Source organism: Nocardioides sp., from assembly GCF_041600255.1.
Classification (GTDB): Bacteria; Actinomycetota; Actinomycetes; order Propionibacteriales; family Nocardioidaceae; genus Nocardioides.
Window position 1 is genome coordinate 1 of the sequence record NZ_JBFIKK010000113.1, and the last position, 10960, is coordinate 10960.

Consider the following 10960-nt stretch of genomic DNA (forward strand, 5'->3'; position numbering starts at 1 on the left):
GCTGGGCGCGGGCGTGCAGCCCCTGGTGACGCTGCACCACGGCGACCTGCCCCAGGCCCTCGAGGACGACGGCGGATGGCTCAACCGCAACACCGTCGAACGGTTCGCGGAGTTCGCCGGGCTGGTGGGGGAGCGCTACGCCGACCGGGTCGAGCAGTGGGTGCCGGTCAACGAGCCGAGCGTCCTCGCCTACCGCGGGTACGTGACGGGGGAGTACGCGCCGGGGCGGCGGCTGATGCTGGACGCGCTGCCCGTCTCCCACCACCTCCTGCTCGCGCACGGCCGGGCGGCGATCGCGCTGAGGGCCGCCGGCGCGACGAGCGTCGGCTGCGCGAACAACCACGTGCCGATGTGGCCGGCCAACGACGACGCCGCCAATGTGGGCGCCACCAAGCTCTTCGACGCCCTGTGGAACGGCATGTTCATCGAGCCGATGCTGCTGGGCCGCTACCCCGTCGACCTCGCTCCGCTGCTGGAGGACCTGGTACGGGTGGGCGACATGGCGACGATTCGTCAGCCGCTGGACTTCTACGGCATCAGCTACGACCACCCCCTGCGGGTCGCGGCGGCCGACGAGGACGCGGAGATGCCCTTCGAGTTCTGGGACCTGGTCGGTTACCCGATCACCGACGATGGGTCCCCGGTGGTGCCCGACGCGCTGCGCGAGCTGCTGATCACGCTGCGGGCCCGCTACCGCGCGGCGCTGCCGCCGATCGTCGTGACCGGGGCCGGGTGTGCGTACGGCGCCGGGCCCGATCCGGACGGCGTGGTCGACGACCAGGCCCGCATCGACCACCTCCAGGGGCACCTGCGAGCGGTCTCCACCGCGATCCAGCGCGGGGTCGACGTACGCGGCTACTACGCCTGGTCGCTGCTGGACGGCTTCGCCTGGTCGGCCGGCCTCGGCCAGCGCTTCGGGTTGGTGCACGTCGACCACCAGACGCAGGTGCGGACCCCGAAGCGGTCGTTCGCGTGGTACGCGGACCTGATCGCTGCGCACAAGTCGCCCGTCGATCCGCGCTGAGGGCGGGCAGATTTCCTGGGTGCACTCCGGTCGACCGCGTCAGTTTCACTGGTTAACCAGTGAATCGGACACGCCTCCCAGACCTCAGAGAGCCGCCACGACGCGAGTGCCCTGCTCAATCGCCCGCTTGGCGTCCAGCTCAGCAGCGACGTCCGCGCCACCGATCAGGTGGGCGCGACGCTCCCGGCCGGCCGGCGATCCGGCGGCCAGCACGTGGTCGTACAGGTTGCGGACCGACTCCTGGCCGGCACACAGCACCACGTGGTCGACATCGAGCACCTGCGCCGTCCCGTCGACCGTGATGTGCAGGCCCTCGTCGTCCACCTTGTCGTACGACGCGCCGGTGACCTGGACGATCCCCGACTGCTTGAGCACCGCCCGGTGCGCCCACCCGGATGTCTTGCCCAGGCCGATGCCGATCGGGGTGGTCTTGCGCTGCAGCAGCACGACCTCGCGGATCGGCGTGCGTGGCTTGCGCTCGGTCAGCCCGCCCGGGTGCACAGCCGGATCGCCCACGCCCCAGTGCGACATCCAGTCCTCGAGGTCGTCGGCCGGGTCATGGGTCAGGAAGTGGCTGACGTCCACGCCGATGCCGCCGGCACCGATCACGGCCACCCGCTTGCCGGGCACAACGGTCCCGTTGAGCACGTCGGCGTACGAGACGACCTTGGCGTGGTCCACCCCCTCGAGCTCGGGAATCCGGGGCTGGACGCCGGTGGCCACGATGACCTCGTCGTACGACGCCAAGTCCTCGGCGCGGGCGGTCGTGTGCAGCCGGACGTCGACGCCGAGGACGTCGAGGCGCCGGGCGTAGTAGCGCAGGGTCTCGGCGAAGTCCTCCTTGCCGGGCACCTGCATGGCGAGGCGGAACTGGCCGCCGATCTCGCCGTCCTGCTCGAAGAGGGTGACGTCGAAGCCACGCTCGGCGGCGGAGACAGCGGCGGCGAGACCCGCCGGGCCGGCACCCACGACGGCGACCCGAGCCGCGCGCTTGGTGGGCCCGAGCACGAGGGTGGTCTCGCGGCAGGCACGCGGGTTGACCAGGCAGGAGGCCTTCTTGTTCTCGAAGACGTGGTCGAGGCAGGCCTGGTTGCACGCGATGCAGGTGTTGATCTCGTCGGCGCGGTCGGCGGCGGCCTTCACCACGAACTCCGGGTCGGCGAGCAACGGGCGGGCCATCGAGATCAGGTCCGCCTCACCGGCGGCCAGGATCGACTCGCCCAGTTCGGGGGTGTTGATCCGGTTGGAGGCGCAGACGGGGACCGAGACCTCGGCCTTGAGTCGGGCCGTGGCCGAGCGCCAGGCGCCGGGCGGGACCTGGGTGATGATCGTGGGCACGCGCGCCTCGTGCCATCCGATCCCGGTGTTGAAGGCGGTGACCCCAGCCTCCTGCAGTCGGTGGGCGAGCTCGGCGATCTCGTCCCAGGTCTGGCCCCCCTCGACCAGGTCGAGCAGGGAGATCCGGTACACCAGCGGGAAGTCGTCGCCGACGAGCTCGCGGGTGCGACGCACGATCTCGAGCGGGAAGCGCATCCGGTTCTCCGCCGACCCGCCCCACTTGTCGGTGCGCTGGTTGGTGCGCGCCGCGAGGAACTGGTTGATCAGGTACCCCTCCGAACCCATGATCTCGACGGCGTCGTACTGCGCCTTGCCGGCGAGCGCGATCGCGTGCGCGAAGTCGGACGCCGTACGGTCCACGCCCTTGGTGGAGAGGGCGCTCGGCTTGAACGGCGTGATCGGCGACTTGGTGTTCGAGGCGCTGACGCTCAGCGGGTGGTAGCCGTAGCGACCGGCGTGCAGGACCTGCAGCGCGATCGCGCCACCCTCGTCGTGCACCGCCTCGGTGATCTGCCGGTGACGCATCGCCTGCAGGCGGGTGGTCAGCTCGGAGGCGAGCGGCTTGAGCCAGCCGCGCTTGTTGGGGGCGTAGCCGCCGGTGATGATCAGGCCGACGCCGCCGCGGGCGCGCTCGGCGAAGTACTCGGCGAGGGCGGGCAGGTCGCGGACGCTGTCCTCGAGGCCGGTGTGCATGGACCCCATCACGACGCGGTTGCGCAGCTCGAGGTTGCCGAGGGTGATCGGGGAGAGCAGGTGCGGGTAGGGGCTCATCGGGGGAGTCCTTCACAGGTGGGGCGGGCGTCGGTCATCGGGTGAGGCGGGCTTCGTGGGCGGTGAGGTACTCGGTCAGCCAGTCGACCCAGAACTCCTCGATCCGGATGCCGCCGCGCAGCACGAGGTACTGGTCGAGGGCGTGGTCGGTGAGGGTCTCGCGGGCCGGGTCGCGGTCGGCGCGGTGGCGTTTCTCGAGCTGTCGGTAGTGGTCGAGCCGGATCTGGTGGTCGGCCAGGTTGGCGCGGACGACGTCCAGGAGGGCCGCGCGGTCGCCGTACGACGCGCCGCGCATCTTGACGGCGAGCTCGCTGCGCAGGGGTTCCATGGGGGTGGGGGTGGCGAGCCAGTCGGCGAGGACCCGTTCACCCAGGGGGGTGACGGCATGCACCTTCTTGTCGGGTCGGCCGGTCTGGGGGACCTCGGTGACGGTGACCCAGCCGTCGTCGTCCATCCGGGCGAGGACGCGGTAGATCTGCTGATGGGTGGCGTGCCAGAAGTAGCCGATGGAGCGGCTGAACCGCTTGGCCAACTCGAGCCCGGACGCGGGCTGCTCGCGCAGCGACACGAGCAGGGCATGTTCGAGGGCCATGGGGACAGACTGCCGTACCTATGCAACGAAGTGCAATGGTTGTGACGCGCGGCACGCCGGGGCCTGGGGGGGTGGGCGTGGCGGTTCCGAGCGCGCGACAGCCTGCTTCCAGGGCACTTCTGGCGCTTCTCGGGGGTTGCAATGCCGTGGAAGCGACAGGATCCCCGGATCTCCGGGGATCCTGACACCACCCGGACACCCCCCAACCGTGACAGCAGATCTGTCACAATCGCGCCATGAGCTACCACCTCGGTCAGGGAACCGGCCCGTTGCGCGGGATCAAGGTCGTCGAGATCGCCGGGATCGGGCCCAGCCCGCACGCCTGCATGATCCTGGCCGATCTCGGGGCCGACGTGATCCGCGTCGAGCGTCCGGGCGGGCAGCTGCTCTCCGGCGGCCCGCACAACCTGCTCAACCGCGGCCGTCCCAGTGTCGCCCTCGACCTCAAGGACTCCGAGGCCGTCGAGACGGTCCTCCGGCTGGTCACGGAGGCCGACGTCCTGGTCGAGGGCATGCGGCCCGGTGTGGCCGAACGGCTCGGCTTCGGACCGGAGGCCTGCCACGCCCGCAACCCGCGCCTGGTCTACGGCCGGATGACCGGCTGGGGCCAGGACGGCCCGTGGGCGCAGAGCGCCGGTCACGACATGAACTACATCGCGATCACCGGCACGCTGCACGGCCTCGGTCAGGACCCCGCCCGGCCACACTTCCCGAGCAACCTGGTCGGCGACTTCGGTGGCGGCTCGACGTACCTCGTGATGGGCATCCTGGCCGCGCTCCTCGAGGCCCGCACCAGCGGCGAGGGCCAGGTCGTCGACGCCGCGATCGTCGACGGCACCGCCCACCTCAACGCGATGACCGCCGCCTTCGTGGCGGCCGGCACGTTCACCGAGGAGCGGGGCACCAACATGCTCGACGGCGGCGTGCCCTACTACGACCTCTACGAGACCTCGGACGGCCGGCACATGTCGGTGGGCGCGCTGGAGCCCCAGTTCTACGACGTCTTCGTCGACCTGCTCGGCATCGCCGACCGGGCCCCGGACCGTTACGACCCGGCCAACGCCGACGCCCTGCGCACCCTGATCACCGAGGCCTTTGCGTCCCGCACCCAGGCCGAGTGGTCGGCGGTCTTCGACGGCACCGACGCCTGCGTCGCGCCGATCGTCACCATCAGCGAGGCGCCCGAGCACCCGCACATGAAGGCACGCGGCGTCTTCGTCGAGCACGAGGGGATGGTGCAGCCGGGGCCCGCCCCCCGGTTCTCCCGGACGCCCGCGACGCTGACCCTGCCGCCGGCGCCCGAGGCCGGCACCCACACCCGCGAGGCCCTGCTGGCCTGGGGGATCGAGGACGTCGACGGCCTCCTCGAGCGCGGGGCCGCGGTCCAGGTCTGAGCGACGACCTGACACCATCCCTGCGGTGAAGCCCTTTCTCTTCCTCGGCACCCGCGCCGAGGACGACGCGGCCGAGGCCGAGTACGCCGCGGTGCTGCGCTTCTCCGGCCTCGACGAGCGCGACGTACGACGCGCCCGGCTCGAGCGCGAGCCCCTGGGCGAGGTGGACCTCGACGACTGGTCCGGGATCGTGCTCGGGGGTGGCCCGTTCAACGTCAGCGACCCGGTCGAGCTGAAGTCGCCGGTCCAGCTGCGGGCCGAGGCCGAGCTGCACGCGTTGGCCCTGCGGGTGGTCGAGGCTGACTTCCCGTTCCTCGGCGCCTGCTACGGCATCGGGACGCTCGGCGTCCTCGCCGGCGGCCGCGTGGACCGCGAGCACGGCGAACCGATCGGCGCGGTCGAGGTGCAGCTCACCGAGGCGGGGCGTTCCGACCCGCTCTTCGGCGATCTCCCGCCGTCGTTCCAGGCGTTCGTCGGCCACAAGGAGGGCGTTGCCCGACTGCCCCGCGGGTCGGTCCTGCTCGCCTCCTCGGCGAGCTGCCCGGTGCAGGCCTTCCGGATCGGTCGCCACGTCTACGCGACCCAGTTCCACCCCGAGCTGGACACCGAGGGCCTCTTGCGCCGCATCGACGTCTACCGCGACCACGGCTACTACGACCCGGCCGACGCCGAGGTGGTGCGGGCCCGGGCGCGCGCGGCGACCGTCCGCGAGCCGCAGCGACTGATGGCTCGTTTCGTGGAGCTCTTCGCCCGCTGACACGACCCGGTCGGATTTGCTGAACATCTGTCAATAGTTCCGCCGCGGGGCTAGATTCCCTGCGTGAGCATCGACCACGTGGACGTCCTGATCGTCGGCGCCGGCCTTTCCGGCATCGGTGCTGCCTGCCAGCTGAAGCAGCACCACCCGCAGCGGTCCGTCGCCCTGCTGGAGAGCCGCTCGGCGAGCGGTGGCACCTGGGACCTCTTCCGCTACCCCGGCATCCGCTCGGACTCCGACATGTTCACCCTCGGCTACCACTGGCGGCCCTGGCGCAACGACCGGGCGCTCGCGGACGGCCCCTCGATCCTGGGCTACGTGCGCGACGTGGCCCGTGAGTACGGCGTCGACGAGCTGATCCGCTACGACCGCCGCGTGGTCGGGGCCTCCTGGGACTCCGCCACCGCCCGCTGGACGGTCGAGGTCGAGCACGGCGACCAGCGTGAGCAACTCACCACGAACTTCCTCTGGGGCTGCTCGGGCTACTACGACTACGAGCAGGGCTACGCGCCCGACTTCCCCGGCACCGAGCGTTTCACCGGACAGATCGTGCACCCCCAGCACTGGCCCGAGGACCTCGACTACACCGGCAAGCGGGTCGTGGTGATCGGCAGCGGCGCCACGGCGGTCACGGTCGTCCCGGCGATGACCGACCGGGCCGCGCACGTCACGATGCTCCAGCGCTCCCCGACGTACGTCGTCTCGGTGCCGGCGATCGACCCGTTGGCGCGGCTGCTGCGCCGGGTCCCGGAGCGGATCGCCTACCCGATCGTCCGGTGGAAGGGGATCCTGGTCGCACTGACCAGCTACCAGCTGAGCCGGTGGCGGCCGAACCTGCTGCGCGGCCTGATTCGCCGGGAGACCCGCAAGCTGCTGCCGGAAACCGTCGACGTGGACATCCACTTCAAGCCGACCTACGACCCGTGGGACCAGCGGCTCTGCCTGGTGCCGGACGGCGACCTGTTCAACGCCCTGAGCGCCGGCACCGCCTCGATCGTCACCGACACGATCGACACGTTCACCGAGACCGGCATCCGGCTCACCTCCGGTGCGGAGCTCGAGGCCGACCTGGTGATCACCGCCACCGGCCTGAACCTGAAGGCCTTCGGCGGCATCGACTTCACCGTCGACGGCGCCGCGGTGAAGATCCCCGAGACGATGGCCTACAAGGCCCTGATGCTCAGTGGCGTCCCGAACTTCGCCTTCACGATCGGCTACACCAACGCCTCCTGGACGCTGAAGGCCGACCTGGTCGGGGAGTACGTCTGCCGGCTGCTCAGCCACCTGGACGAGCACGGTCACCGCAGCGCCGTGCCGGTGCCCGACGAGGACATCGTGGAGGCGCCGTTCATGGACTTCAGCTCCGGCTACGTCCAGCGCTCGCTCGACGAACTGCCCAAGCAGGGCGACCGCGAGCCGTGGAAGCTGCGCCAGCAGTACCTCTACGACCGTCGCAAGATCCGTCGGGGTGAGATCGACGACGGTGTGCTGAGGTTTGCCTGAGGTCTCATCGGGCACGGACGTGTCAGGCGCTGTACGGGCAGCGCCACCGAGACCAATGGAGGTACGCATCACCATGGGTATTCAGGACAAGATCGGCAACAAGGTCGAGGACCTGGGCGGCAAGGCCAAGGAAGCCACCGGCAAGGCCACCGACGACCACGAGATGCAGGCGGAGGGCAAGGCCGACCAGACCTCCGCGTCGGTGAAGAACGCCGGCGAGCACGTCAAGGACGCCGCCAAGGACGTCAAGGACGGCCTCACCAAGTAGTCCCGAGCACCCCTGTGTCGGGGGTCCTGACGGGCCGGTACGACGGCTGGCGCACCCGCGCCGATTGCTGTCGTACCGGCCCGTTGCCGTAGGGTCGACCCCAGTAGCCCGCCCTGTCTTGCCTCGGGCTTCCGCGCCGGTCCTCGCGACCGCGCCCCTCCTCTCGGAGGTTCCGCTTCTCCAGTTCCGTCGCCGACGGGACCAGCGTGGTGAGACACACCACACGTGAGTGAATTCCTTTGCCTTCTGCATCCCCCTCCGTCGCGCCCTCGACCTCCGCCACCGGCGGTTTCGCCGAGCTCGGCGTCCCCGCCCAGCTCGTCAAGCTGCTCGCCGAGCGCGGTATCGATTCGCCGACCCCCATCCAGCGCGCGACCCTGCCGGACTCCCTGGCCGGTCGTGACGTCCTGGGCCGTGGCCGCACCGGCTCCGGCAAGACCTACGCCTTCCTGCTGCCGCTGGTGGCTCGCCTGGTCGCCTCGAACAAGGCCGCTCGCCCCAAGGCGCCGCGGGCCCTGATCCTGGCCCCGACCCGCGAGCTCGTCGGTCAGATCACCGAGGCCCTGCAGCCCCTCGCCTTCGCGACCGGCCTGACCACGCAGACCGTCTTCGGTGGCGTCGGCCAGAACCCGCAGGTCCAGGGTCTGCGCAACGGCGCCGACATCGTCATCGCCTGCCCCGGTCGCCTCGAGGACCTGATCAAGCAGCGCCACTGCGACCTGGGCAGCATCGAGGTCACGATCCTCGACGAGGCCGACCACATGGCCGACCTCGGCTTCCTGCCCGCCGTACGTCGCCTGCTCGACCAGACCCCGCAGTCCGGCCAGCGCCTGCTCTTCTCCGCCACGCTCGACAACGCGATCGACGTGCTGGTCAAGAAGTTCCTCAGCCAGCCGGTCACCCACGAGGCCGACTCGGCGCAGTCCCCGGTCTCGACGATGGAGCACCATGTGCTGCACGTCGCCCGCGAGCACCGCGTCGCGGTGCTGACCGACCTGACCAGCGCGCCCGGCCGCACGGTCGTCTTCACCCGGACCAAGCACGGCGCCAAGGCACTGACCCGCCAGCTGAACAAGAACGGCGTCCCGACCGTCGAGCTGCACGGCAACCTGAGCCAGAACGCCCGCACCCGGAACATGGAGGCGTTCCACGCCGGTCACGCCAGCACCCTGGTGGCCACCGACATCGCGGCCCGCGGCATCCACGTCGACGACGTCGCGCTGGTCGTCCACGCCGACCCGCCCATGGAGCACAAGGCGTACCTGCACCGCTCGGGTCGTACGGCGCGCGCCGGTGCCGCGGGCACCGTCATCACGCTGATGACCGACGACCAGGTCCGCGACGTGCGCGACCTGACCCGGGCGGCCGGCATCAAGCCGACCACCACCAGGATCAACGGCGCCAGCCACCCGATGCTGGCGCAGCTGGCGCCCGGCGAGCGGGTCACCGTGCCCGGCGGCCTCGTCATCGACACCCCGGCCGGCTCCGGCGGCGGTGGCGGCCAGAAGTCCGGCGGCGGGCGCAGCGGTGGCGGCGGTCGTCGCCGCAGCGGTGCCGGTGCCGGGGGCCAGGCCCGTGGTGGCCAGGCTCGCAGCGCTTCCGCTGCCCCGGCCGGCGGACGCACGCGTCCGGCCAAGGCGTCGGGTTCGACCGGCGGCCAGTCCACCGGCCGCCCGCCGCGCCGCGGTGGCGCCGGCGGTGCCTCCGGTGGGAACGCCGGCGGCTCGCGCCACAGCCCCGCCAGCTTCAGCTCCGGCCGACGCTGACACCTCGCCCGTAGAGTCGCCGCGAAGGGAGTGATCCGAGTGCTGGCCTGGTTCCGACGTGCCCTGTGGGACGTCGTGCCGCGCGAGCAGCGGGACACCCCGGCGGCTCTGCGGCGTCGCCAGGCCGTCACGATCGCTGTCCTGGTGATCGGCGGCCTGGTCCTCGGCTTCTCGCTGCGCATCGAGCCCGGCAGCGCCTGGTTCTACCCCTCCACCCTGCTCCTCGCCGGGATCTGGACGGTGGGCGCCTTCGCGTCCGGTCCGCTGCACCTGGGTCGGATCGCCCATGTCAGCGGGCACCACCGCCGCCCGGTGCTCACCCCGATCCTGATCGGCTTCGGCCTCGCCGGGGTCTTCGCGCTCGGAGCGCTGGTCGTCCGGGACATCGAGTTCCTGAACCGCCAGGTGCGCACCGTCCTCGACCATGCCGATCAGGGCTTCGGGCCGCTCTTGGTCGTGGTGACGGTCGTCAACGGCATCGCCGAGGAGCTCTTCTTCCGCGGTGCGGCGTACGCCGCCAGCACCCGCCACCCGGTCCCCGTGACGACCGTCGCCTACACCCTGGCCACGCTGGCCACGGGCAACGTGATGCTGGCCTTCGCGGCCGTGCTGCTGGGGCTGGTGGTGGGTCTGCAACGGCGCGCCTCGGGCGGGATCCTGGCGCCGGTGCTCACCCACGTCACCTGGTCGGTGACGATGCTGTTCGTGCTCCCCCTGCTCTTTTCGTGATTTGGCGCACCCTCCCGTCTAGGATCCGACAGGAGGCGGGAGTCTGCGCGCCGACGCTCGGGGGAGGGTGGGTCGATGGGTCAGAACGGCTCTGCTGCACGCCCCGCCGAAGTGGCCCAGGTGCCCGCCGCGCTCGACCTGTTGTGGCACCACGCTCCCGCGGTGCTGATCCTCGTCGGTGCCGACGAGCGGGTGGTGGATGTCCACGGTGCCCTGCTCAACCGGGTCGGCCACCGTGACCACCAGAAGATCGGCCTGCGCATCGAGGAGATCGCCCCGATCTCGGAGGTGCTGGGCCCGATCCGGAGCGCGCTCGCCGGGGAGTCCGCCTCCGACCACGCCTGGATCGACGGGCGACGCTGGTTGGTCGACGCCCGCACGGTGGCCATCGACGGCGACGCTCCGATGGCGGTGGCGATCATGACCATCGTCGACGACACCGACGTCCGCAGCCAGCTCACCGCGCGGGAGGAGGAGCTCGAGCGGTTCGCCGCGCTGGTGGAGCTCTCCAGCGACTTCATCGCGATGGCCGAGCTCGACGGCACCGTCTCCTACGTCAACCGCGCCGGTCGCGCGCTCGTCGGACTGACCTCGGACGAGGCCGTGCTGGGCCGTCCCACGGATGACTACTTCACCGACGCCGGCCGCGCGAAGTCGGTCGAGATCGAGGATGGGGTGCGGACCCTGGGCTTCTGGGAGGGCGACAGCGAGCTGCGGCACTTCGGCACCGGGGAGGCGATCCCGGTGCACGTGACGTCGTTCCTGGTCACCCGGCCCTCCGACGGCGCCGGGGTCGCGCTGGCCACCGTCCAGCGGGA

At 71.2% G+C, this 10960-nt stretch carries 10 protein-coding genes; 8 read left to right on the plus strand and 2 right to left on the minus strand.

All coding sequences use genetic code 11. The features are described 5' to 3' along the window. On the plus strand, positions 1-1024 hold a 1024-nt coding region (locus ABZE72_RS12895), incomplete at its 5' end, for a family 1 glycosylhydrolase (protein WP_372729441.1). A gap of 84 nt (positions 1025-1108) precedes the next feature. On the opposite strand, the gene ABZE72_RS12900 is transcribed toward ABZE72_RS12895, so the two are convergent. After that, positions 1109-3133 (minus strand): FAD-dependent oxidoreductase, encoded by a 2025-nt coding sequence (locus ABZE72_RS12900; RefSeq protein WP_372729442.1) that lies wholly within the window; start codon positions 3131-3133, stop codon positions 1109-1111. Between the two features lie 34 nt (positions 3134-3167). Next, entirely contained in the window at positions 3168-3725 is a 558-nt protein-coding gene (locus ABZE72_RS12905; protein WP_372729443.1) for a PadR family transcriptional regulator, read from the minus strand. Between the two features lie 236 nt (positions 3726-3961). Here ABZE72_RS12905 and ABZE72_RS12910 point away from each other — a divergent pair, with 236 nt between their 5' ends. The 7 genes from ABZE72_RS12910 to ABZE72_RS12940 form a co-directional block, all read left to right on the plus strand. After that, positions 3962-5119, plus strand: coding sequence for a CaiB/BaiF CoA transferase family protein (locus ABZE72_RS12910; RefSeq protein WP_372729444.1), 1158 nt, complete (start codon positions 3962-3964; stop codon positions 5117-5119). Positions 5120-5144: 25 nt separating this feature from the next. Next, positions 5145-5876, plus strand: coding sequence for a glutamine amidotransferase (locus ABZE72_RS12915; protein WP_372729445.1), 732 nt, complete (start codon positions 5145-5147; stop codon positions 5874-5876). 63 nt (positions 5877-5939) lie between these two features. Next, positions 5940-7379 carry a flavin-containing monooxygenase gene (locus tag ABZE72_RS12920; RefSeq protein ID WP_372729446.1) on the plus strand — a complete coding sequence of 480 codons (1440 nt, stop codon included), beginning with the start codon at positions 5940-5942 and terminating at the stop codon, positions 7377-7379. Positions 7380-7452: 73 nt separating this feature from the next. Then, entirely contained in the window at positions 7453-7647 is a 195-nt protein-coding gene (locus tag ABZE72_RS12925) for a CsbD family protein (protein ID WP_372729447.1), read from the plus strand. 239 nt (positions 7648-7886) lie between these two features. Then, positions 7887-9413, plus strand: coding sequence for a DEAD/DEAH box helicase (locus tag ABZE72_RS12930; protein WP_372729448.1), 1527 nt, complete (start codon positions 7887-7889; stop codon positions 9411-9413). A 30-nt stretch (positions 9414-9443) separates the two neighbouring features. Further along, positions 9444-10142, plus strand: a complete 699-nt coding sequence (locus ABZE72_RS12935; RefSeq protein WP_372729449.1) for a type II CAAX prenyl endopeptidase Rce1 family protein — start codon at positions 9444-9446, stop codon at positions 10140-10142. Positions 10143-10217: 75 nt separating this feature from the next. After that, a partial coding sequence (locus tag ABZE72_RS12940; protein ID WP_372729450.1) for a PAS domain S-box protein occupies positions 10218-10960 on the plus strand: 743 nt, incomplete at its 3' end.